Origin of the sequence: Sphingobacterium multivorum (assembly GCF_900457465.1) — a bacterium.
Classification (GTDB): Bacteria; Bacteroidota; Bacteroidia; order Sphingobacteriales; family Sphingobacteriaceae; genus Sphingobacterium; species Sphingobacterium multivorum.
The window spans coordinates 303,270-327,124 of the sequence record NZ_UAUU01000009.1; the positions used below are offsets into that span (position 1 = coordinate 303,270).

General features: G+C 40.6%; 20 protein-coding genes. 10 read left to right on the plus strand and 10 right to left on the minus strand.

Translation table 11 applies throughout. The features are described from left to right. Positions 1-6 precede the first annotated feature (6 nt). A complete protein-coding gene (locus DTA23_RS12935) occupies positions 7-1,020 on the minus strand; it encodes an SWIM zinc finger family protein (RefSeq protein ID WP_112374994.1) in 1,014 nt (337 codons plus the stop codon). A gap of 221 nt (positions 1,021-1,241) precedes the next feature. On the opposite strand from DTA23_RS12935, the gene bcp reads away from it, so the two are divergent. Together bcp and DTA23_RS12945 are read left to right on the plus strand one after the other, a co-directional pair. Then, complete coding sequence (bcp, locus tag DTA23_RS12940; RefSeq protein WP_112374995.1) at positions 1,242-1,703, plus strand: thioredoxin-dependent thiol peroxidase; 462 nt, start codon at positions 1,242-1,244, stop codon at positions 1,701-1,703. 63 nt (positions 1,704-1,766) lie between these two features. Continuing rightward, positions 1,767-3,236 (plus strand): glycine--tRNA ligase, encoded by a 1,470-nt coding sequence (locus DTA23_RS12945; protein ID WP_075994392.1) that lies wholly within the window; start codon positions 1,767-1,769, stop codon positions 3,234-3,236. A 93-nt stretch (positions 3,237-3,329) separates the two neighbouring features. Here DTA23_RS12945 and DTA23_RS12950 read toward each other — a convergent pair whose 3' ends face one another. Then, complete coding sequence (locus DTA23_RS12950) at positions 3,330-4,769, minus strand: hypothetical protein (RefSeq protein ID WP_112374996.1); 1,440 nt, start codon at positions 4,767-4,769, stop codon at positions 3,330-3,332. Between the two features lie 344 nt (positions 4,770-5,113). On the opposite strand from DTA23_RS12950, the gene DTA23_RS26930 reads away from it, so the two are divergent. Next, positions 5,114-5,410 carry a hypothetical protein gene (locus DTA23_RS26930; protein WP_146753071.1) on the plus strand — a complete coding sequence of 99 codons (297 nt, stop codon included), beginning with the start codon at positions 5,114-5,116 and terminating at the stop codon, positions 5,408-5,410. 57 nt (positions 5,411-5,467) lie between these two features. Here DTA23_RS26930 and DTA23_RS12960 read toward each other — a convergent pair whose 3' ends face one another. The 5 genes from DTA23_RS12960 to DTA23_RS12980 all read right to left on the minus strand — a co-directional run bounded on the left by DTA23_RS12960 (position 5,468) and on the right by DTA23_RS12980 (position 12,612). Then, positions 5,468-6,346, minus strand: coding sequence for a helix-turn-helix domain-containing protein (locus DTA23_RS12960; RefSeq protein ID WP_256603663.1), 879 nt, complete (start codon positions 6,344-6,346; stop codon positions 5,468-5,470). 47 nt (positions 6,347-6,393) lie between these two features. Further along, a complete protein-coding gene (locus DTA23_RS12965; RefSeq protein ID WP_172462412.1) occupies positions 6,394-7,596 on the minus strand; it encodes a DUF4369 domain-containing protein in 1,203 nt (400 codons plus the stop codon). After that, positions 7,583-9,922, minus strand: a complete 2,340-nt coding sequence (locus DTA23_RS12970; protein WP_112375000.1) for a glycoside hydrolase family 95 protein — start codon at positions 9,920-9,922, stop codon at positions 7,583-7,585. The genes DTA23_RS12965 and DTA23_RS12970 overlap by 14 nt, the downstream gene beginning before the upstream one ends. Beyond that, positions 9,912-11,795 carry an alpha-L-fucosidase gene (locus DTA23_RS12975; RefSeq protein WP_112375001.1) on the minus strand — a complete coding sequence of 628 codons (1,884 nt, stop codon included), beginning with the start codon at positions 11,793-11,795 and terminating at the stop codon, positions 9,912-9,914. Before DTA23_RS12975 ends, DTA23_RS12970 begins: the two co-directional genes overlap by 11 nt. A gap of 517 nt (positions 11,796-12,312) precedes the next feature. Further along, the gene (locus DTA23_RS12980) at positions 12,313-12,612 is read right to left on the minus strand and encodes a hypothetical protein (protein ID WP_145327499.1); all 300 of its coding nucleotides are present in this window, start codon (positions 12,610-12,612) and stop codon (positions 12,313-12,315) included. 157 nt (positions 12,613-12,769) lie between these two features. Here DTA23_RS12980 and DTA23_RS12985 point away from each other — a divergent pair, with 157 nt between their 5' ends. Further along, entirely contained in the window at positions 12,770-13,942 is a 1,173-nt protein-coding gene (locus tag DTA23_RS12985) for a trans-sulfuration enzyme family protein (protein ID WP_070570235.1), read from the plus strand. An 88-nt stretch (positions 13,943-14,030) separates the two neighbouring features. Here DTA23_RS12985 and tpx read toward each other — a convergent pair whose 3' ends face one another. Next, the gene (tpx, locus tag DTA23_RS12990; protein ID WP_070570237.1) at positions 14,031-14,531 is read right to left on the minus strand and encodes a thiol peroxidase; all 501 of its coding nucleotides are present in this window, start codon (positions 14,529-14,531) and stop codon (positions 14,031-14,033) included. Between the two features lie 147 nt (positions 14,532-14,678). On the opposite strand from tpx, the gene DTA23_RS12995 reads away from it, so the two are divergent. The 4 genes from DTA23_RS12995 to DTA23_RS13005 all read left to right on the plus strand — a co-directional run bounded on the left by DTA23_RS12995 (position 14,679) and on the right by DTA23_RS13005 (position 17,894). Further along, positions 14,679-15,905 (plus strand): OmpP1/FadL family transporter, encoded by a 1,227-nt coding sequence (locus DTA23_RS12995; protein ID WP_112375003.1) that lies wholly within the window; start codon positions 14,679-14,681, stop codon positions 15,903-15,905. A gap of 22 nt (positions 15,906-15,927) precedes the next feature. Beyond that, on the plus strand, positions 15,928-16,482 hold the full coding sequence (locus DTA23_RS30405) for a hypothetical protein (protein ID WP_370445100.1): 555 nt from the start codon (positions 15,928-15,930) through the stop codon (positions 16,480-16,482). Beyond that, the gene (locus DTA23_RS30410) at positions 16,445-17,233 is read left to right on the plus strand and encodes an SGNH/GDSL hydrolase family protein (protein WP_370445101.1); all 789 of its coding nucleotides are present in this window, start codon (positions 16,445-16,447) and stop codon (positions 17,231-17,233) included. Before DTA23_RS30405 ends, DTA23_RS30410 begins: the two co-directional genes overlap by 38 nt. A 244-nt stretch (positions 17,234-17,477) precedes the next feature. Further along, positions 17,478-17,894 (plus strand): OsmC family protein, encoded by a 417-nt coding sequence (locus DTA23_RS13005; protein WP_046673691.1) that lies wholly within the window; start codon positions 17,478-17,480, stop codon positions 17,892-17,894. 155 nt (positions 17,895-18,049) lie between these two features. On the opposite strand, the gene DTA23_RS13010 is transcribed toward DTA23_RS13005, so the two are convergent. After that, positions 18,050-20,422, minus strand: a complete 2,373-nt coding sequence (locus DTA23_RS13010) for an outer membrane beta-barrel family protein (protein WP_112375004.1) — start codon at positions 20,420-20,422, stop codon at positions 18,050-18,052. Positions 20,423-20,661: 239 nt separating this feature from the next. On the opposite strand from DTA23_RS13010, the gene DTA23_RS13015 reads away from it, so the two are divergent. Beyond that, positions 20,662-22,005, plus strand: a complete 1,344-nt coding sequence (locus DTA23_RS13015) for a sensor histidine kinase (RefSeq protein WP_112375005.1) — start codon at positions 20,662-20,664, stop codon at positions 22,003-22,005. Between the two features lie 73 nt (positions 22,006-22,078). Then, complete coding sequence (locus tag DTA23_RS13020; protein WP_046673688.1) at positions 22,079-22,753, plus strand: response regulator transcription factor; 675 nt, start codon at positions 22,079-22,081, stop codon at positions 22,751-22,753. A gap of 3 nt (positions 22,754-22,756) precedes the next feature. On the opposite strand, the gene DTA23_RS13025 is transcribed toward DTA23_RS13020, so the two are convergent. Continuing rightward, positions 22,757-23,812: a hypothetical protein gene (locus DTA23_RS13025; protein ID WP_046673687.1), complete on the minus strand. Its 1,056-nt coding sequence runs from the start codon at positions 23,810-23,812 to the stop codon at positions 22,757-22,759. Positions 23,813-23,855: the final 43 nt, after the last annotated feature.

Consider the following 23,855-nt stretch of genomic DNA (forward strand, 5'->3'; position numbering starts at 1 on the left):
GTTCTATCAATTGCTGTACCTCTTCTTTCCTGTTTCCTTTTGAAGGATGGAGGCTTTAATCTGTATAAAAAAACTACTACGGTAATCATAACGGTCTAAACGAGCTTTATGAATAGCCACATCGGCAAAGTGCAGAAAATCATCTATTTTACTTAAATCCAGACATAGCTGCGCATAAAGATCTGTCATATCATATCCGAAATCGCCATAGTCAAAGTACAGATCCTGTTGCAGCTCTTTATTCAAATACACAGCAATCTTTTCTTTCAAATCGACGGGGGACTGCACCGCAATATCTGTCAATAAGGATATACCACCATCGATAGCATCTCCTATAGATCCATTGCTATCGTCGGCGTAAGTAATCACTGGCATGACTTCCTGTATATACGCCATGCATAACAAGCTACCGTTTAGGATGTTATTTTTGGATAGATAATATTGACCTTGCATCAGAATTTTTTGTAATTCCCGTGCTAGCTTACCACTTGAACCATAATCGATAAATTCGTGTTTGCTGTAGGTCTTGATCGCTTTCCTAATCTGATCCTTTATTTGCTTTTCTATGTCAAAGTTTTCATCTTTTTCTGCAAAGAATAGTTCCAAATCAGATTTAAAGCTACTGTCCTTTTTGCTGTACTGGACAATAAATGCTTTCAGCTCGTCGCTACTGATATTGTCCAGTAGTTTTTGAAAGGATAGTTTTGTTTTTTTCTTGGTAGTTTTAGGTACATCCTCAGGAGCAATCGCTTTTTCATCCCGTATAGCATACAAGACAGCAACCACGTGCTTGCACAAATCGCCATCGTAGGGACAGTCACATCCATAATCTCCTACTGATCCTTTTTTGCTAATTTCAATCTCTACAAAATAATCGTCCGACCCTGCTACCACTGCAACCCATACACCATCTTCTGTTTCTCCAAGAGATTCAACCTGTCCTTTTTGGTAGTAGACTTTACCTCGCTGTAAAATCGTACTATTGATCTGTTTTTCAAAAGATGATAGTTCCATTTCCATGTTTTTTTAAAAATAGTAATTTATGTGTCGATAGAACAATTGATTTTCTAAAAATTATCCTCACTGTACCAGCCGACAGATCTTTTATCAAATTACTTGGCGAGAACCAAGTTGTCGACTTCACGAGTAGCAGCAGGCACGTTAACCAAAATGCTTAAGCATACCATCGGATAGATTTATTGTTATAATTTCGTATCTTAATCGACTAAATCGAAATACATATGGCAACACTAGAAATAGGACAACAAGCACCGGATTTTAGTGCAAAAAATCAACATGGTGAAACGGTACATCTTTCGGATTTCAAAGGGAAAAAAGTTATTTTATATTTTTATCCAAAAGACAATACACCAGGCTGCACCACGGAGGCCTGCAATTTCAGAGACAATTATCAGTCCCTGAAAAAGGAAGGTTATGAAATCATCGGCGTAAGTGTGGATGACGAAGCATCACATAAAAAATTTATCACTAAACACGAATTACCTTTCCAGCTCCTTGTCGATGAAGACAAAAGTCTCGTGGTGGCTTATGGGGTATGGGTAGAGAAAAACATGTATGGTAAAAAATATATGGGTACAGCACGCACAACCTTTGTGATTGATGCAGATGGCATTATCCAGCATATCATCAAAAAAGTAGATAACAAAAATGCGTCCCAGCAGATCCGTGATTTAGGCATTTAAAGAATACCTCTTATCAAGAATCTTATATCTAAAATCTAAAACTAATATCTATATTTGCCACTTATGAGCAAACAGACAGACGACTTTTTCAAAAGTGTAGTATCACACGCGAAGGAATACGGTTTTGTATTTCAATCGAGCGAAATATATGACGGATTAAGTGCCGTCTACGATTATGGTCAATTGGGTTCGGAATTAAAAAACAACCTAAAGACTTATTGGTGGAAATCCATGGTGCAATTGCACGAAAACATTGTTGGTATTGATGCCGCAATTTTCATGCACCCAACAACATGGAAAGCATCTGGTCACGTTGATGGTTTTAACGACCCAATGATCGACAATAAGGATTCAAAAAAACGTTACCGTGCCGATCAATTGATCGAAGATAAGATTGCACGTTATGAAGCAGATGGTAAGACAGCTGAAGCTGCTGCCCTATTAGACGCTTTGAATACCGCATTGAATGCAGACGATTTAGCTGGACTGAAAACCATCATTGAAGAACATAATATCGTATGTCCGGTTTCAGGTACCAAAAATTGGACTGAAGTACGTCAATTTAATTTGATGTTTGCAACCCAAATGGGTGCTATGGCAGATGGAGCTGATCAGGTTTACCTTCGTCCTGAAACTGCACAAGGTATTTTCGTCAACTTCCTGAACGTTCAAAAGACAGGACGTATGAAAATTCCTTTTGGTATCGCCCAAATTGGTAAAGCTTTCCGTAACGAAGTAATTGCCCGCCAGTTTATCATGCGTATGCGCGAATTCGAGCAAATGGAAATGCAATTTTTCTGCCGCCCGGGTACTGAATTGGAATGGTATAACAAATGGAAAGAGACACGCTTGAAATGGCATTTGGCATTGGGTTTCGATCCATCCAACTACCGTTACCACGACCACGATAAATTAGCGCATTACGCAAATGCTGCAGTTGATATTGAATTCAACTTCCCATTCGGATTCAAAGAAGTTGAGGGTATCCACTCGCGTACCGATTTTGACTTAAAACAACATCAGGAATTTTCTAAAAAGAAAATGCAATATTTTGATCCGGAGATCAATCAAAACTACATTCCATATGTCATTGAAACTTCAATCGGATTGGACCGCCTTTTCTTAACTGTATTATGTAACTCTTTGGTAACAGAAGATCTTTCTACAGCAGAAAAACAAGATTCGCGCGTTGTATTGAAATTTCCACCAGCATTGGCACCGGTAAAAGCTGCAATTTTACCATTGACCAAAAAAGATGGTTTACCAGAAAAAGCACGTGAGATCCTAAATACACTAAAATTGGATTACAACGTTCAATATGACGAAAAAGATGCCATTGGAAAACGTTACCGTCGTCAAGATGCAATCGGAACACCAATCTGTATCACAGTCGATTACGATTCATTGGAAGACAACACCGTAACCATCCGTCACCGTGATACGATGGCACAGGAACGTGTTGCCATTGCCGACCTTGAAAAAATATTGAATGACTTGGCTGGTTGGAACACCCTACTTAAAAAATTAATATAGTCGAATCGCTATAACAGAAAAGGTGTCCATTGCTGGACACCTTTTTGTTTTTAATAGATGTAGGGCGGCTAGATGCTAAGTACAACAACTGTGCTAGTATTCTATCACAATATTGTCGTCCCACTGTTCGTTCTTCACGACCTGAAATCCCAGATTCCCATTGGCGGTCTCCAGCAATTTGCCCTTAAACTGTATTTGAACATTATTTCGGATTTCACTTCCCAATTCAAACGTACGTAGCAATTGGCCATCTTTGAAAACTCGGAACTGATATTTAATAGCCTTGTTATCGAGATAATAGCCCATAAATTGGTTGAACGAAAAACTTTGATTAGCCACCGTAAAATGTGGGACAACCGTCAACACACTTTTATCGAAATGATCGCTACTCCGCGTCATAAAAGGATAATAATGAAATACAGGATGAAGTTGCTCTACCTGAATACTATCAATTGCGCTCAGATCTTCGCTGTCTGTAAAAGTCAACTTGACCTCGCTGTAGATCCGGTTTAAGTTTAGGACCCGCTCTAACGCCCCCTTAACCTCAAAGGTATCCCGAGCGGCAAACAACTCTGCAGATTGTTCTGAAAAAGCATTGGTAGCATAAAAATGTTCAAAATCCACAGCCTCTGCCATAATCAGCGGTAATGTTGAATTTTTAGCTATTAGACTGAGGTAATAAGTTCCAATCGGCAATTCAACAGCGAATGTTTCCTGCGAATTAAGCACTCCCGATTTGATCATGGCCTTCGATTTTGCATCGAACACATGATAGTAAAACTTGCTTGGTAAAACGGCCGGGTTGACTTGTCCGTAAATCATCAAGTTGTCCATCTTAAAGGTACCTGTCGTTGGACTGTAACCCGCTCCTCCATCCCTGCTACCCGCAAATAATGAGATTTTCAACCAAAGCTCTTTACTGTTGCCAAGCGATATGTCAGCCAAAGAAGCACTTACAGAAACTTTAGATGAAAGAGACAGATTAGAAGGATACTTGACTGTGTCTGAAAGTGCGGAAAAACTATTCCCCTTATCAAGCGAATAACTCAAAAGCAGCGCCCTTGGTCCTGTACTCGAACTATTGCAATCAAAGGTCCAAGTACCCAGCGAGTGAATACTTGTAGTAGGAATCTTGACTAGTATCTCTTTACTCCCTTTAAAACTAACGGCTTTTCCCGTTGCGGGCCAACCAGCCAAGAAATCATAGTCTGTCTTTTCATTGTTGTAATCGATCGAAACGGCGGCATCGAGTGCGACTTCAGGAACAGTGTTGCTACTATCAAACGTCCAGTGGTACAGCAATTCGTTTTCGGAAGCAGCTCCGCTTAGCGCAGCCCGTTTTGCTTTGATTGATTGTTTTTTTAGGGGAGTAACAATCGCTTCAAAATCCTTGACTTTGAATTTTACCGCATGAATTGTTTCATCGTTTTCATCGGGAAGTTTTGCATGCTTTTTGCACGAAGGCATTGCGGCTAAAACCAGGATGAATACACATGAAAGAATTCCCCAAGTTGACTTGGATTTTCTTTTCATAAATATAAATGATTTATAAGTTAATTAACCGGCAGATTAAAATTAACTTATAAATCATTTCACTCCAATAGCGTAACTAAAAAATTACAATCGTTTTCTCGCTTTTACAAGTGGTCTCTTTATCTATTTTTTGAACGTATATCTTTCCAGAAGAGATTGTTAATTTCATTTTGAGCACATTATTCAGCCCTCTTAGACGTACATACTCGCCATTAAATTCGTCCCATTCCTAATCGGATTACCATCTTCATTCAACCAGATATAGTTATAATGCGCATCGACTTTATCTTTTACCGTCAACTGTACTGTGTTTTTCTTCTTGTCTATTTTAACCTGAATATTCTTTGGCTAATCAATTTTGTCCAAATACCAACTCCGTCTTTTCCAAGCCAGCATTTCCAGTGGACCTGCTTTGCATCTGCCGATTGCGAGCGGTTTACACACTCAATAGCATATGGATTACCAGTCCAATACTCATCGGAAAGCTGGGCAAAGGAATGTCCAATTTCGCGCATCGCGATGTCATTGCTCTTAAAATTAACAGAGACGAGTCTTTTTTCGATATTGTCAACAAAACCATTATTCCGATTTCCGCGGAGGGGAGCATACCAAAAATCAACGGTATGAGGATCCAGCTATAGCTCGGAAATCTCCATAGACTATTCCATTAAACGGCATAGTAACATCCGCCAAACAACCTAGTCGCGCATACGATGTTCCTGTACATATTCACTCGGCGACAGTTTGGTTATTTTCTTGAACACCCGATTGAAATTGACAACATTGTTAAACCCTGTTTTAAAAGCGATATTAGAAACACTTTCCGAAGATTCGTCAATCAACATTTTACAGGCGCGTTCAATCCGGATTTCATTGAGGAAGGTAACATAGGTTTTCCGGGTATGTTTCTTAAAATACTTGCAAAATGCGTGTGGTGTCATGTGTGCTACCGCTGCTATATCTTCCAAGGAAATCTTGTCTCCAAAATGCTGGAAAGTATATTGGAATATTTCATTGATTCGCAATCCTTCGGCATCTGAGAACTTCTTTTGTGGAATACCTGTATACAGCGAAGTCCATTGATCTACTTTTTTACTTAAAAAATTAATCAGCTTCACAAACGAGAGGAGACGATCTATGCCCGCGCTCACGTTAATCTGTACAAACTTTTCTTTTAACGCGACGGAATGCTCCGCATCCAATTTTTTACTGACGTTGATATGTTCCAGAAAATACTTAACATCATCAAATTCAGGGAAATCCAGAAAGGGTTTAAAATGCTCGTAGTCGAAAAAAATATGGATGGCATGAATGCCATCCTTTATATCCTCCCCTGTTTTGAACATATGCGGTTCATCCGCATCAACGATATAGATCTCGTCCTCTTCAAAATTGTGGGTAAAGTTGCCAATCATAAAGGTTCCCCTCCCCTTCAAAATGTAGGTCAGCTGGATTTCCTTGTGTCGGTGGTAGTTGCTATAGAATGAAGGCAGAATATCTTCCTGCACACAAATAGATCCTTGGTAAACAACCGGAACTGTAAATTGAACAACTTTCATTACGTATTGAAATAACAAATATTAAACAGTTAATTCAAATGTAAGATTTTTTAAGACAATAACCGTTAATTTTTAGCAAGAAATACCTTTACCTTCCCTAAAAACTGTGGCATCGCTGGATCCTCACCACTCAAGGATAAAATTTGGAAGGTCTGCGGATTTATCCATAAATAACTTGGCGTACGATCTATACCAAAATCATTTTCCATCGTTGCTTGGTCGTTATAATTCAAAAAATAGCTCTGCTTACCTAGGGCGAGATCCTTACTTGATTTGATCCATTTATCCAGATCCTTATCCAGTGAAAAATAGATAACACGTACTCCCATAGCGTTCAACTGAGATTCTTTTTTCCGTAACATCCCCATATCGGCCTTGCTATTTGTATTGGAAGCTCTCCAAAATGCGGCGATCAGCATTTTAGCCTTTGAAATATCCTTTAAATTCAAGCTATCCCGTTCTACATTCATGGGGCTAATAGCAGGAAATACTGGCATATTTTCATAGAAGTCTTTCACCCTATCGACCTTTTCTCGGGCAAATTTAAAATAAGGATGCTTCTGCAAATCTGCATTAAAACTCAACAATGCGGCATCGAATTTTTCATAATTCGTCTGATCCAAGGAGATGTATTTAAAAAAATAAGGCAATACCAAGGATGAGCGGTGGGTACTATCGAGAATAAAATCGGCATATAATGTACGTGGATTAAATGCGGCATTACCGCTTAAGCGCTGTATTTCATCCACTGCTTTTTCATAGGAACCATCCTTTCTTGCAGCCATCGAAGGCAACTGGCTCTCCAACTGCCTTATCCGTTGGCTTTTATTTGCCGTTTTATTTTTTTCCTCCTGTTCACGCTTTTGGTAGGCTGCATTGAACTGCACAAAATCGTTTGCATTCTGCGAAGAGGTTGTCAAGGTAAACTTGCCCTGATTTTCACTCAAATCATAGTCACTCCCCCCTTCGACAAATAACCTATAGGGCTCCATACCCTTTATCTGAATATCATAAAATCCGGCCATAGCCAATTCGCCTTCCAAAACAAATTGTCCATCGGCAACCTGAGTTTTTATAAATTGCTGCAATTTATTATCGTGATCGACGAGGCTCACCTGAGTTCCGTTTGCGGCAGTGGTTTTTCCGGTTATCTTATAGCTAAAGCTATTCAACAAGGCGGCTGTCTTCGCCGATTCGGACTTTTGGGTACAAGCTGTCGTCCCCAAGGCCAGCACGGAGATCAAACACAAATAGTTAACGAACCTCATAATCTCTATAGTTTCCGTTTTCAAATAGACGAATCTTTCCTTTTTTACCTTTAATCTGCAAATCGGAAACTTTTCCATTTTCCCATTTGATGTCTACGGTGTAGTTTCCGCGGGTTTTAAGCCCTTTAACTTCGCCCTTTGACCAGGCTTTGGGTAGAGCAGGTAATAGATGGATATAACCGTTATGACTCTGTATCAACATCTCGGCAATTCCGGCTGCACCACCAAAGTTTCCATCAATCTGAAAAGGCGGATGCGCACAGAATAAATTAGGGTAGGTACCTGCCCCGGCTCCTTGATACGTTGTTTCATTGGTAAAAGCGGGTTTAAGCAATTGCCTTAAAATTTCGAGTGCATGATCACCATCCTGTAATCTGGCCCAAAACAATATTTTCCATGCTATCGACCAGCCCGTTCCTTCATCGCCGCGCACAGCTAAAGTTTTACGTGCAGCTTCAGCCCATTCAGGTGTCGTCTGTGGCGAGATAAATGCCGCAGGATACAAACCATATAAATGCGATACATGTCGGTGTTTAGGTTCAACTTCCTGATAGTCTTCGAGCCATTCCATGACACGCCCGGATGGGCTAACGACTACAGGCGGAGGGATATCCTTCAGCTTTGTTTTCAAGGTACCGGCAAAACTATCGTTCATCGCCAGGATAGAATCTGCTTGAATTACTGCCTGATACAACTCCCGTACGATCTGATTGTCAATGGTAGGTCCCATCACAACTGCAGCAACTTTTCCATTGGCCATTCGGAAAGTATTTTCCGGCGACACCGACGGTGAAGTGACCCACCATCCTGTCTTAGGGTCCTGCACGAGCGTATGATCGTAAAACTCTGCTGCTCCTTTGAGTATCGGGTAAATCTCCTTGAGATAATTTTTATCCTCAGTAAACTGATAATGTTCCCAGAGATGATTACATAGCCAGCCCGATGCCGTACTCGCTCCCCAGGAAGCCTGCTCACCCGGAGCGGAATAGCCCCAGATATTCGTCATCATATAGACCACCCACCCCGGTGCATTATAGTATGCCTTTGCAGTCTGCTCACCTGTCTTTGCAATCCGTTTTATCATTTCGATAAAAGGCTTATGATACTCGCTCAGATTATTAACCTCCACACCCCAATGATTCATTTGTGCATTGATGTTGAGATGATAATCACCATTCCAAGGCGTATTGATCTGATTAGCCCATAGTCCCTGAAGGTTTGGCGGGAGTGCTTTTGTATTTTTCGGGGCAGCACTTGAAATATTCAAATACCTTCCGTATTGATAATAAATCGTTGCCAAATCGGGATCCTGAACCGGATTTTTATAAAAATTAGCAATGCGTTCATTGGTCGGAATAGCGTTATTCACTGTATTTCCATACAGATTGAGACTTACCCGATCGAAGACCTTTTGATACGCAGCGAGATGACCCCGATATACCTTTTGTTCTTCAGCAGTTTTTGCTGCTGCAACCGCTGCTTTGACAATAGGTAAGGGATCTTTTCCGTAATAGGAAGTACTTGCTGAGAAATAGATCGTAAGACCGCCTTTTGCCGACACCTCTAAGGTTTTATCTTTTTTGCTGATCTGCAGATTTTTACCTTTAACCTGAATTAATCCAACGAATTTCAGATTTTTACCTCCTTTTCCATCAGGCAAAGATCCCTCGATCAGAATCCCATCGTCCAACAAGGTATAACGGTCAATATTTTCCTGGCGCTGGAATGATATGCCTAACTGCTGTACCTCATCTTTATGTTGGCTCAATTGGATAATACCTACATTATTGTCAAAAGAAGTATAATAACGACGTTGGAACTGTTGTCCGTTTATCTTGAATGAAGTTTGTGCAGAGGCCGTCGCTAAGTCCAAGGAACGCTTGTAACCTTCGATCGTTCCCGCGGGCAATTTATAATCCAGCAAAAGGTCGCCGAATAGCTGATAACAGCCATAGGGAACGGTTGCCCCATTACCAAAACCAGACCCCTTGCCTTTGGTCACAAAAGTTTCATTGACCAATTTTTCGGCTTCATCATTTTTACCGGCCTTAAGCAGCGCCTGAATAGCTTCAACATTTTTATAGGCTTCATAATTATTGGGATCCTCTGGACTGCCCGACCACATACTAATCTCGTTGAGTACGATCTTTTCATGACTAGGATTTCCATCGGGCATCATGCCGATGAGTCCGTTTCCTAATGGCAAGGTCTCTTCCCAAACCTTCGCGGGCTTATTATACCAAAGTACGAGTGGATTTTGTTGAGCAAAAAGCATCGTGGTATGACATATACATACCACGATAAGCATTAAAAATCTATTTACCATACAATTCAAATTCCGCTATGGCTAGTTCATTACCGTCGATAAATTGTTTTGGTTCAAATTTGATAAACTTGGTTGCGCTGTTCGTATCGAAAAACACCTGTTGCAAAATTGGATTTGCCTTAATATTGGAAAACTCGCCCTCTTTAACAAGGGTCCATGTTTTTCCGTCGGTACTGGTTGATATTTTATAATGTGTTGGTGTCCCTATGTTCTTTCCATCCTGACGAGGAAGGAAGCCGATACCAGAAACAGGTTTGTCTGTAGCGACAACGATTACACCTTGATCGGCAACAGTCGCAAAAGTACCTGGTTTTCCGTCAGATATATAAGCATTATTATTGGATCTACCTGTCGAAATCTTAAATCCAGTCAGCTTTTTCACCTCTTTGGTATTAAATGCAAAGGGTTCGTTGTACTCCTTGAACAGTCCAAAATCACTGAGCGTGATTGCTACCGGAGCATAAACATGAAGACGTAATTTACTTGCAGTTTGAGGTTGCTCGAGTTTGATGAGGCGGTTTGCGCCGATACTTGTTGCTTTGGCCAAAGGCTTCCAGCTGTTATTTTCCCAACGTTCAATCGAAACACTATCGATACGTTGTCCCAACTTAATATTTTCTCTCAACTGAATAAGGTCGAACTTCGCTGGGGATTTTAATTTTATTTCCAATGTAGCCGATGTTTTGGAATCGTCTGTTGCCCAATAACTATAGCGGTCGTTATCGGTAATAAATGAAGTACCATAGGATTTTGAATCACCGTTACGGACATTGGATGCCGTGATGGTCGCTCCTTTGGCTAAATTGGTACGGAAAGTTTCCTTCACTTTTTTCCCAAATGCCTGCAGCGACTTCACATCATTCTCATGTAATGTACCAGAAGGCATCGGTGCTAAGCCAAGATTCATGCATGCTCCTCTTCCAACGGATTTTAAATAGATCTCAAAAAGCTGATTTGGTGTTTTTACACGGCTATCTTGTTCTTCATGATAAAACCATCCCGGACGTTGTGGCACGTCACATTCAGCAGGTATCCAATATTTACCATTACGGTCACCTGTTTCGGCATTATGTGATTCTGTCGCTCCGGGTACAGCGACTTTTCCATTTAAGCCAATCGGCGTAAATGTTGCCCATGAAGTTTCAGCAGCAAATCCTTTCTCATTACCCACCCAACGCATATCGGGACCGATATCTGAGAAAATAACCGCTTCAGGCTGTAATTTTCGTACAATAGGCCAAGTTTTCTCATGCCACTCATAGTAAGTTGTTCGATCGATGATACGCTTCCCTTCATGGCCACCATAAAAGCCATCGCCGCCATTTGCTCCATCATGCCAGGAGGTAAACAAAGAGCCATAATTGCTCATCAATTCGGTCAGTTGCTGTCTGTAGGCATCTGCATAGGCCGGTGTGCCGTAACGTTCATCGTGACGGTCCCAAGCAGAAAGATATACACCAAATTTCATCCCATTCCGATGGGTCGCTTGCATAAAATCTTTGACCATATCACCTTTTCCATTTTCCCATGGTGAAGAAGCGATACTATAGGATGTTGTCTTGGTTGGCCACAAACAGAATCCATCATGGTGTTTTGCCACACTAATTAAGCCCTTGAAACCACCTGTTGCCGCTGCCTTAGCAATTTGATTTGCATCAAAAGCCGAAGGATTAAACAATGAGGGCTGTGCATCCCCATAACCCCACTCCTTATTTTGGAAAGTTGTCGGCGTATAATGAATCAAACAATACGTTTCCATCTCTTGCCACTTTAATTGACGCTCGGTTGGCAAGGCCCCGTAAGCTTTTAAAGTATCTGATTTGGCGACAGGCCCGCTGGAAAGTAAAATGGAGGATAACAAGATTGTCAACATAGTCTATATTTATGTGCTAGAAAATTAGGTTGTAAAGCCCTAAGATAAGAAGTTTTGCAAAATGCTGTATGTAACATTTGCGTACAAAACCGATCGATGCTCAGCTCCAACAGAATTTATCCCTAGGTCAAATCGTATTCTTTGTTTTAATCAATCGATTGATTAAAATATGCAAAACATGAATGCTGTAATAATACTTGGCACTAGTAGAACAATTGTTCAGCACATGTGGCCCGGCCAGTTTGAACCCGCTCGCCAGTTTCAGAAATCGAAACTGTATTTTTTCTTAAATAATTGTTTGTCGACAAGGCTCGGGGGAGAAACTCTTCCAGCACCATAACTCCTTTGATCTCATTAGGCTTGGCATCATAGTCACTAAATATCTGAACAGTTTTAAAAGCTGAATTAGGATAACTTACAACGAGGCTATCTAGGTTCTTCGCTGAATTAAAATAGAACGTTTATTAGGACCTGAGTTGCTCGTCGACGTAGCTGTACTCCCCTTTTAGCAAATCACCTATGTATTGATAAGTTCGACAATTTTCCCGCCCTCAAATAATAACTTCTGTCTGTCTGAAAATATAAGTTCCTTATTAAAACTCTTTTTTTCAAGTATCATCCGATTTCCGTTTACACGAACGTCCCAGTACACCTTATCCGTAAAAAAGGGGGCAAATCCGTTCGTGGTAGGTATCTCTAAAAATCCTCCTATAATGCGATCCAATTGTTTCCCACGATAACTCAATTTCATTTCGTTCACGTTAGACATAAATAATTCAGCGGTAGATGACTCTAGATACAAGATCGGAATTTGCATTGGTCTTTGTTCAAAAGTTCCTTCCTCATCCTTTGAACAGGAAAAGCAAAGCACTAGGAATATAGTACAAGGCAAAAGCCATATTTTTTTCATAAAATGGGTTATTTCATTGCTAATTATACAAATATAAAAATTTCATCTCGTACCTTTACACATCATGAAACAAGATCAATCTAAAATCATACGTGAACAGGTCGATCGTTCAGCACTTCGCGAACATTCGACTCCTTTATACCTTACATCAAGTTTTATCTTCGACAGCGCTGAACAAGGTCGGGCGGTCTTTGCTGGCGAAGAGGATGCAATGATTTATTCCCGCTATGCTAATCCAAATACTTCAGAATTCATCAACAAAGTTTGTATTCTTGAAGGTGCAGAAGCAGGATTGTCTTTTGCGTCAGGTATGGCAGCAGTATTTGCCTCCTTTGCAGGAATTATCGAAAGTGGAGACCATATTGTCTCTTCACGTGCAATATTCGGTTCTACACATCAGTTATTTACGGAACTATTCCCACGTTGGGGCGTTACAACAACTTACGTAGACGCCGCTAATCCCGAAGAATGGGAAAAAGCAATTCAGCCGAATACGAAAATCATCTTTTTAGAATCGCCATCCAACCCAGGTCTGGAATTGGTTGATTTGGAATGGTTGGGTAAATTCAAGGAGAAATATCCTCATATCATTCTGTCGATCGACAACTGCTTTGCCACACCTTATCTTCAGAAACCGATTCAATATGGATTTGACCTGGTTATCCATTCGGCGACCAAATATATGGATGGACAGGGTCGTGTTTTGGGCGGTATTGTTGTCGGAAAACAAGAGCTTATCGATAAATTGATGTTCTTTATCCGTCATACAGGCCCCGCATTATCGCCTTTCAATGCCTGGATCATATCAAAAAGTTTAGACACGTTGGGCATCCGTATGGATCGCCATTGTTCTAACGCATTGGCTTTGGCCGAGGCATTGGAAAATCATGCGGAAATTGAGGATGTAAAATATCCATTTTTACCAAGCCATCCACAATATGAGCTGGCCAAGAAACAAATGAAAGCTGGTGGCGGTATTGTAACCTTTGTTGTCAAAGGTGGTTTTGAGCGAGCAAAAGCCTTTGTAGATCATTTGGAAATGATTTTATATACCTCTAATTTAGGAGATTCAAGATCAATCGCAACGCATCCAGCTTCAACGACACACTCAAAATTGTCGGAAGAAGAACGTTTGAATCTGGGCATCAAACCGGGCAGTATCCGCCTGTCTGTGGGTCTGGAAGATCAACAAGATATCATCAACGATATCTTGCAGGCTTTAGAGAAAACGAAATAAACGTTCGCTTTGTAATAGTTAGCGAATATACATTAACTAAAAAAGCCTTTGCATAAGCAAAGGCTTTTTTTATTCACTCTCATCCTACTTAATTCAACGATGCGATCGCTGCAGCATAGTTTGGCTCATCAGCAATTTCTGCGACTTGCTCTTCGTACAATACTTTTCCATTTTCATCCAATGTGATGACAACACGGCTCAATAAACCTGCCAAAGGTCCATCAGCGATAGCCAATTGATAAGCATCTGAAAAGTTTGAATCTTTATACTCTGATAATGTCACTACGTTATTTAGCCCCTCTGCAGCACAAAAGCGGCCTTGTGCAAAAGGCAAATCTTTCGATATACATAACACCACAGTGTTATCCAACTGAGAAGCCTCTTTATTAAATGCACGTACGGAAGCGGCACAAGTTCCGGTATCTACACTAGGAAAAATATTTAATACAATTTTTTTTCCTTTGAAGTCTGTAAGAGACTTATCGGAAAGATCGCCTGCAGTTAATTTAAAATCAGGAGCTTGCTCGCCAACCTGTGGTAAACTGCCTTTCGTGTTTACTGGATTGCCTTTAAAAGTGATTGTAGCCATATAATATGATCGTTTAATTTTTAGTATCCTTGCACTTAAAGGTACGAGCAAAAAAAATATTACACAACATTTATTAATTTTAGTCAAACATTTATTATGTTAGCATTGTATTTGAAAGAGGAATGTTAACCAAAAATAAACACTAGTATGAAGAAACTGCTATTTTCAATACTTTGTGCAAGTCCGTCACTCCTGTTTGCACAAGGATCTCAAGTGAATCTACAAAGTCCCAAAGCTGTGGGAATGGGGGGAGCAGGTTCTGCTTACTTTTTAGATGAGTCTTCCATTTTTTATAGTCCGGGTGCTTTAGCAAAAATGGACCATAACGCTATTTCAGTTGCCGGTAATGCCGTGATGTACAAATCTGCCTTTCAAGAGGTCGGCAGTACAGTTGTTTATCATACTAGAAATCAGATTTCAACTCCTTTTTCATTATTTGCTGCATTCGGCCCTAAAAACTCCTGGTGGAAAGCCGGTATTGGCGTATACACACCTTACGGTGGGGCCGTCGATTGGGGGAAAGATTGGGTAGGTAAATTCAGTTTGGTCAGCCTTTCGCTACGTGCAATCTATATTCAGCCCACATTGAGTTTCAAACTGACTGAAAATTTTAGTGTTGGGGGTGGTTTTGTATACAACGTTGGTACCGTAGACCTCGAAAATTCTGTTCCGGTATTCTATCCGGACGGTCACGCCGGACTGGCAACCCTAAAAGGAACCGGAACTGGAACGGGGTATAACGTGGGTATTCATTATAACTTAGAAGACGACTTCGCTATATCGGTAAGTTACCGTTCTAAAGTTGTCACTAAACTTAAAAATGGTGATGCAACTTTTGACGTGCCTGAATCGGTGGCTAGCAATTTTCCTGCAGGTAACAAATTCAGTGCTGAGCTACCGCTTCCTTCGACATTTGCCGCGGGCATCGCCTTCCCTATTTCGGAGAAATTAAAGATGGCTCTTGATGCAACGCTCATCAACTACGACATATATAAAGCCCTAGATTTCGATTACAAAGAAAACACACCTGTATTGCAAGATACCCATTCACCAAAAAAATACGATAAAGCAGGATCTATTAAAGCAGGATTGGAATATATTGCTTCCGACCGCCTGCAATTACGTATAGGTGGCGGTGTGATCGCAACACCGGTACAACAGAGCGCCTATGTCTATCCTGAGACACCCGATAACACGAGATATTTGATATCTGGAGGTTTTACGGTAAAACCATCACCAAAAATTGACGTCACAGGTTCGTTTGCTTACCAACGCATTGTGGCTCGTCCGTCAACTAATGTGGAGAGCCATCTTTCGGGTACTTATGCGACAAATATTTTTGCTCCTGGTATTGGTGTAAGCTATAAATGGTAATTAACAGCCAAATTTGACTAAGATGAAAAAAAACAAACTTTATATAGCTGCGGCGTTAGCACTTTTAGCGATCGCCTCATGTAAACCTACCTTGGACGAATATACGCCTTCGGCTGGATCGCTTAATTTTTCAAAATATGTTGCCATCGGAAATTCATTGACTGCTGGGTATGCGGATGGTGGACTGTATCTGGAAGGTCAAAAGGTAGCCTATCCAAATTTAATTGCCGAACAGTTAAAGCAAGTCGGTGGTGGTGAATTCAAATCGCCGTTTTTCAGTGAAGATCAAGCCAATGGTTCTGGTTATATTACACTTACAGCGCTCGTCAATGGCCAGCCGGTAACGGCACAGGTAACGGATAAATTGGCCTACCGCTCAGCTTCACCAAAATTATTGACAAAATATACCGATCCGATCAACAACCTTGGTGTACCGGGCATGCGTATGGATATGGCTTTTGTAGCTGGAATAGGATCACAGGCTGGAAATATGTATTTCGAACGCTTGCTGCCTGATGCTGATGCAATGAAAACGTATTTTGCTTATTCCACAGCGCAAAATCACACATTTTTTTAGTTTCGCCCTAGGTAACAACGATGCATTAGGCTGGGCTACAAATGGTGGTGTAGAAGATGGACCTACATCAACATTAACCTCCACTGCGCTATTCACATCATTATTGGGCAACTATGTGACGACATTAACCGCTGGCGGACAAAAAGGAGTACTAGCAACAATTCCAGATGTAACAGCAACACCCTATTTTACAACGGTAACCCGTGCTGCGTTATTGGCAGCTGTCAATGCAACAAATCCGCCGACACCGGTAACAAATATCTACATAGCAACCAAGTCAGGTCCCCGTGCAGCTACCGATCAAGATTATTTTGTCCTTCCTTTCTCCTCAACAGGATTATTGGGAAAACCAAATGCTGCACAAATTCCATACGGCTTACACCCGATGAATCCCGTCGAAGACAAATACGTACTTGATGTAAGCGAAACAGCAACGGTCGTACAACGTATCAACGAGTATAATGCTGCTATCAAAGCTGCTGCAAATTCAAAAGGTCTAGCTTTAGCTGATGTGCATGAATTCTTGAATAATGTAAAAGGAGGTGTTCGTATCAACGGACTAGCGGTGAGTGCAAAATACATTACCGGAAATGCATTCTCTTTAGATGGTATTCATTTAACACCAATTGGAAACGCCCTAATGGCGAACATCTTTATCAGCGCCATCAATTCTAAATATGGCTCAAAGATTCCACAGGTTGATGTAGCGAAATATCGCGGTGTCAAACTACCCGATACCGTCACAAAATAAAGAGTGATCTACATACTGACAAAAGGCAGACGAATAATCGTCTGCCTTTTTTGTATATTTCCTCTATAAATAAGTTCCTCAATAGGCAGAGGAGAGATCGATAAATTACTTTTATATACTACGCAATTATATTGCATATAAAAGGTAATTTATCTAAGTTTGTTTAGTATAGATTGAACAACAAAACCCTCGTATGGATTGAAAAAGGAGTCTAAACGAGCAAAAAAGAATAAAATAAAATAAGATGAAAATCAAATTAAACCGTGTCAACCAAGCTGTGCATTTCGAAGCCAGCAGTGAATTATCTCCTGTCAAAGTCAACATCGATGGCTCGGAAGCTATCGGCGGCGAAGGAAAAGGTGTTCGTCCAATGGAATTGGTTTTAATGGCACTGGGTTCTTGTAGCGTCTTTGACCTCCATAGCATACTAGTAAAACAACGCCAGCAAATTGACGATATCCAGGTCGAAGTGGAAGGAAAACGACGCGAAGAAATCCCGCAGGTATTTACAGATATCCACATCAATTTTTTCCTAAAAGGCGAAATTGATGAGCTAAAAGCAGCTAAAGCGGCTGAACTGGCCGTTAAAAAATATTGCTCAGTACATGATATGCTTGCCGCTGGCGGTATCAATATCACGTATTCACTGAAAATAAACTAAGGAAATACTTTCCTGGCATCTGATAATCCTCCACATTCGATGTGGAGGATTATTGCTTTTGATCCATGCGGTATTTATTCTATTTACCGGCGCATGGAGATATACCAAGTAAATAGCGTCTGCAGCAGGATTTGACTTCGTCAAAATTAACCAATTTACAAGCGATTCTGCTCTTCTGTTCTTGTTGGCTGATTGCTGCTCTTGACCTTCTGGTTTCCAAAATGATACCGCAGCGTTAGATTCACCTTTCTAGTATCGCGGTAATCTTTATAAAAGTTGTTTTGGTCGCCATACTTGGATGATATCGTCATTTTTTCCGTTTTGAAAATGTCCATAAATGATAGATTCACTTCAAATTTCTTCTTAAAGAACTTTCGATTTGTCGTCACATAGGTACTTGAATATCCTGTGATTTTAAATGGCCCTTGTATCGTCGGGGATGTAAATGTGTTACCCAGTTCAAGGTTCCAGCCAGCATCTTTATGCAGTACATAGTTGGTACTTACGTTTCCGTTGCCGATATATACATCATTCTTGTGCAATACGTCATTAGTCCCTACAAAGTAATTCTCGTTATACATTCCTTCCAACTGGAGGTTCAATCCCCAGCGTCCTATCAGCTGAAAACTCTTACCCAGGTCTATACCCGCCCCTTGTCCTTTCTTGATATTGGTATATTGGAAAATCAACTGGTGATTGTTGTTATCTTGACGGGAAATTTCCATATTCGGCCACTTCTCAAATCGGTAAAATAGATCGATATTCCAGTTGTTTTTGGTCCAGGTCAGATTGAGGTTATGGACGATCGTCGCCCTTAAACGTGGATCTCCCTGAAAATAGGAAAAGCGATTATAGTAGGACTTAGCCGGATTAAGCCAAGAGTATGCTGGGCGACTAATACGCTTTCCATAAGAAAAGCCGAACTGCTGATCGTCAGCCAAGGCATATTGCATGTAAAATGTCGGGAAGAGCACAAAATAATCACGCTTATTAATATCAGCTGGTTCGGACACAATACCTTCCAAATTGGTATATTCACCCCTTAAACCAGCTTTCCAGCTCCATTTCTTCCAAGCATAATCGAATGAGGTATATACAGCTATATTCCGTTCTTTGTAATCAAACACACTGCTCTTGTCGGGCCGGTGCTGAAGAGTACCGGATTCATCATCGGAAAAAGCAAGGGTGCTTGTTGTTTTCACATCACTAAATTTCCCACCAAACTCCAGCCCCAGTTTCTTTATTTTCCCGGTGAAATCTATCTGTGAAGAAAAAAGCCGGTTTTTATTTTCATTATTACTGATAAATCGAGTGTCTGTAGGTTCCTCCCCCTTAAATCGCAGTGCCGTCAAAACATCCTGATCGTTGGTAGAATGGTTATTTGTAAAATAGGATGACCAGTTTATGCTCCATTTGGGATTAATTTTCTTTGTTACCTGAAGATAGAGGTTATTCGTTTTTGCCGATCGTTGATGATCATTAGTAGTGAGATAAGAGGATTCCTGCACATGATTTTTATCGTATATGATCGTGGGTACCTCATAGATGCCATAGGTTTTCGGTCCGTAATATCCATTTAGTCCGGCGTTGACTGTCCAGGTTGTATCGGGTGTATAATCTATCGAAAACACATAGCTGTTCTGACTGTTATTGGTATCAAATCGATCCATTACACCTTCCCATGAGGTTTGCTCGTTCGGATAATACACATAATTCGTTTCATAGCGGGCGTAAGTCCCTCTTCCGAAATTATAGGTACCACGAAGATTGATTTTTTCATTTTTATAATACTGGGTCAGTCCAAGCAGTTGCTTCCAAGTACTGCTTTTTTCGGCCAATGCAACCGCTGAGCCTCTGTAGCCATATAGGTTCGATTTAGAAAGTTTAATATTGATAATCGTACTTCCCTCAGCTTCATATTTTGCTGGTGGATTGGTAATAACCTCTATCGATTGCACGTCGCTACCTGCTGTATTCTCCAGATAGGTTTTCAGTTCATCCCCCGTGAGCATCACTTTTCGCTCATTAATGAGGACAACAATATTTTTGCTTCCACGAACCATTAAATCCGCACCATTCACCATCACCAATGGCGTACGCTTCAAAATGTCCCAGCTGTTGAGCGCTGAAAGATTTGAATTCTGAACGTTAAATTCCAAGCGGTCCAACTTGCGGATCAATCTAGGAGCGCGAGCGACGACTTGTGCTTCTTCGAGTACCTTTGCTTCGGGAAGAAGTTCAAGCAAGAAAGGGCGTGAAATGGTATCGCTGTGAAAAAAAAGTTCCTGAGACTTGAAGTTTAGATAGGTTGTTCGTAGATAGTAGCCACTAGGATGATCCAGCATAAGTATAAATTTTCCAAAATGGTCCGTATTTACTTCCCGGATCTCCTGATAGTTGCTATCCAATAGCATAACGGTCGCTCCCGCCAGCACAATTTTGTTTGCATCCTGTACTTGCCCCCCGATTTGTTTGGTCTGTGCCGAAAGCAACAAGGGGAAAGCCAGAAAAAATAGGATCAATTTCATGTACAAATAATTAGTCTTTTAATTCTAGTATAGCTTATCCGCATTATTCTATTTGTTAGAATTTATGTTTTGTAACACATAGGCCAGTTGGTGGTCATCCGTATTTGACAACCGCGGCCATTTAATACGCTGATATTCTATGCTTCAAAAGTGCCTATAGTTGAAGCAAATGATAGTTAACAAAGGGTTAATGCTGCGTTAAGGTATATTATCTTAGCCGTCAGCAGTTATATTTGTGTATGGAATTGAAGCCCAAAAGTTATATCGTCCTCTTTACGCTGTTTTTTGCTGTACTTATCGGCATACAGGGGTATCAATTGTATAATACCTATCAGCTCAAACAGCGTGATATTTTTGCCACTGTGAAGAGTAAGCTTGGCAAGCTTCATGACAATGACAAGCTTTTTGATGATGATTTAATGAGTAAGGACATTGCCAGAGACTATTATATCAAATTGGTTAAAAATGAGATTACGGCTGAAAAACTGAAAGGACTTTACAGTGCAAATGCACATAAAACATCCCAGAGGCTAACGCAATATGTCGACAGTCTATTTCAGCCACTTGGAATGGATGTCATCCTGAAAAAAGAAATTTTGGGCATCTATTTCAAGAGCTTAGAAAAACAGATCGCAGCGGGTCCCATTACCATCTACACAACGTCTGGAGCTTTTCGGCAGCCCGTTGAACTTTCCTCAAGCGAGTGGATAACAGAAAAAACAGAAACACAGAAAATCGAAAACAGCATCCAGAGCAAAGAAGTCTTATACACCTTTCTTGTACATAGGAAGACATCGTTTGAGGTGACGAATCTCAACTGGATATTATTCAAAGAACTTACTTCGCTTCTGTTGAGCACCCTTTTTATTCTTGTCGCCTTCCTTTGGCTTTTTTATAGAACCATTCAGAATCTCAGAAAACAGCAGAAACAGATCAGCGTGCTACACGATGTCGTTGACAATATTTCTCATGAGCTCAAAACGCCAATCGCAACCTTGAAGATTGCAGCTAAAACACTACGGAAATCAACAGACGACAATATCATAACGGTCATTGAACGTCAGGCAAATCGTCTCGAACAAACCCTCAACCCACTGAGCGAGAACCTTCAGACAAGGGATCAGCATCCTATTACCAACAGAGAACTACACGCTATTTTCGAAGACTTTCAATTGACCAATCCGGCTATCGCATTCCAATTAAGCCTCTTGCCTGACGGTAAATTATGCCTGAGCCTAAATGATGCGACAACACTATTTCAAAACCTGATGAACAATGCCGTAAAATATGGTGCAACTTGGATTAATATCTCTTTTGAGGATCAGAAAGGTAAACTCTCGATTTATATACAGGATAATGGTTACGGCATGGCGGAGTCGGAGTTACCTTATATTTTCGACAAGTTTTACCGCATCCAGAAAGACAATATTCACGACAGCAAAGGTTTGGGAATCGGTCTTTTTCTTGTTAAGACAATCGTGGATCGTTATCACGGACAGCTTACAGTAACCAGCAAGCCCGATGTAGGCACTACGTTTAAAATTCAGCTGCCCCTCGTTGCTATCCAATCACAGACATCATAATCAGCAGCAGGGATGATCAGCGAAAAAAAAATAGGGAATAGATAATCAATACATTAACGACTGAAAATAGCATATGAACAAAATACTACTCGTGGAAGATGACCCAGATTTTGGTTTTATGCTCAAGCAATACCTTGAGCTATCCACATTTAACATAGACTGGATAGCGCAGCCCAATGATCTTACGGAAAATTTCCAGCAGCTAGCCGATTATGATCTGGTTATACTGGATGTTATGCTTCCTCAAATTAGTGGTTTTAGCCTTGCCAAAGAAATCAACGCCCTATACCCCACGTTGCCATTTATCTTTTTAACAGCCAAGGAGCAAAAAATAGATAAGCTCACGGGACTAAAAATCGGTGCCGATGATTATATCACCAAACCTTGTGATCCTGAAGAACTGTTACTTCGCATACAGAATATATTAAAGCGAAATCAGAAAAATAGTACCCCAAAATCGATTGCCATAGGTACGTATATTTTCTATCCCGAACAGTTATTATTAAGCCATGCTTCGAAACAATATAAGCTTACTGAACGTGAATCGCAACTTCTCCTATTTCTGTCGCAACACAATGGTCAACTTGTCACACGCGAAGAAATTCTTGAAAAGGTCTGGGGAAACGCAGATTTCTTTACCGGAAGGAGTATGGATGTCTTTATTACCCGAATCCGAAAATACTTAAGCCTGGATCCCAAGCTTAGTATCAGTTCACATAGAGCAGTCGGATTTACGATTCAATTTTAAGGATTATCCGGCAATCTCTTCTTTCCGCTTGTTCCATAATTTCTCTGCCCAACGACCGACAAACCAAAAGGACACCGCTAAAATTAAAAAGAATACGGCTCTATTGATATTATCCCAGAGATACTCCACATATCGGGTATAGATATTAAGTACTAAAAATACAAATCCCACTTCCCTGCTTACATTATCTTTAGCCTTTAAGCCGTAGACAACCAAGAATGCCGACACGGCAGTGGATAAAATACCCCAATAGAACATATGGTATTGACGTACTGTCGTCCATTCATAGAAATCAGCATAATTCCCAAAAATAGATAGGGTCCACAAGGAGACCATCAGGTAGATCAACCCTACAATATAACTGATAGGCTGAAAGATTTGCAGGCGTTCGAACCGCGGTTGAACCCAAACGGCCAAAGCGGTGAGCAGCGCTCCGAAGATGGTAAAACGAAGTGGGTAATTCATTCCCCAAAACTTAAAGCCCCAATTGCTATGGTAGGCCGTCTCGGTTGCAAACCATACCCCCAAAGCCAAAAGCATAAAGGTCCAAATCAGTTTACTGTCAAGCTTAACAGCAAGAAAGCCATAAATTGCAACAGAGAGTAAAAATAACAAGGAATAATGCATCGTATCTTTATCCAATACTTTACCCATAAATCCGATGCAGGCTGCTGTTCCAAAAACCCCAATCAGCATCATCGTTTCAGTGGATAGATTTTTATAAGGATATCGTTTCTTATACCGAAAACCCAGCGTATAGAATAATACGGCCACAGCAGCAAAAAAGAAGCAAAATAGGATATTAGGCGCTTCGTAAAGTGTATCGACAAAGGCCAAGAATGATGCATCTGTAAACAACGAAAAAACAGCAAAGACCAAAGAAGCCAAGGCAATCCAAAAAGCATATCTCGCCAGTTGTCCCCAGTCAAAACTTTTTACGTCCAAACTATCCATCAGCTCGTTCGCTTTTTGTTCATCCAACAGGTTTTCTTTCTTCCAAAATTGGACAATATCGTCGATCGATTGTTTCTCTTGTTTGCTGACGTCGTATTTTCGCATAAATTTAGATTTACTGTGCAAGGTACATTATTTTTTTAAATCA